We start from the raw sequence: 920 nt of genomic DNA on the forward strand, positions 1-920 counted from the left end.
GAGATCTCCGGACGCACGAACATCCCGGTCGTGGTGTACCCCGACGCGACGCATCACGTCGAGCCCGCCGACATCGACGTCGAGGCCAAGCTGCGGGAGCTCTCGCTCATCTGAGCCCTCGGGGCGCGCGAGGAGCTCTCCCCGGAGGCGCTCGGGCCCGCGAATCCACGCTGAACCGTCCCGAACCGAGGAGTGCACCCCGTGGCATCCGCTGAGTCCCCCGCCCGCGACACCGATCCCGGCCTGCCCGAGGCAGAGCGCGCGCGCCTGGATGCCGCCATCGAGGACCTGCGCTCCGGCTCCGCCCTCTGGGGCCAGCTGACCCTGCCCCAGAGGCGCACGCTGCTGCGGCGCCTCCGCGCGGCGGTCGTCGCCGTTGCGGAGGAATGGGCCGACGTCGCCTCGACCTCCAAGGGTCTCGAGCCCGGGCATGCGCTCCGCGGCGAGGAGTGGCTGTCGGGCCCGTACGCGGCGCTCGTCGCGCTCGACGCCTACACCGACACCCTCGGTGCGCTCGCGCGCGGGGCGAGCCCTCTCGACGATCTGCGGGTCGACGAGGCCCCCGGCGGCCGGGTGCGCGTGCACGTACTGCCGACCGCGCCCATCGACCGCCTGCTGCTGTCGGGCTACACCGGCGAGCTGTGGCTGCAGCCCGGCGTGACGGCGGGCGAGGCCGCTCGCACCGCGGGCCTCGGACAGCTGCCCGGAGCCGACGGGGGCGGCGTGGGCGTGGTGCTGGGTGCCGGCAATGTCACCGCCATCCCGTTCCTCGACGTGCTGTACGAGCTGCTCGCGTTCAACCGCGTCTCGCTGCTGAAGGTCAACCCCACGCAGGACGACCTGGTGCCCGTCTACGAGCGGGCGCTCGCCCCGCTGATCGGCGCCGGGATGCTGCGGATCGTGCGCGGCGGCGGCGACGT

The 920-nt window shown here is 74.2% G+C and carries 2 pseudogenes; both read left to right on the forward strand.

What is annotated here, in order from left to right:
• A pseudogene (locus NQ160_RS24215) lies at window positions 1-114 on the forward strand (NrdH-redoxin); the annotation flags it as partial.
• 87 nt (window positions 115-201) lie between these two features.
• Window positions 202-920: pseudogene (locus NQ160_RS24220) on the forward strand (aldehyde dehydrogenase family protein); the annotation flags it as partial.

The organism is Microbacterium sp. zg.Y909 (assembly GCF_024626565.1).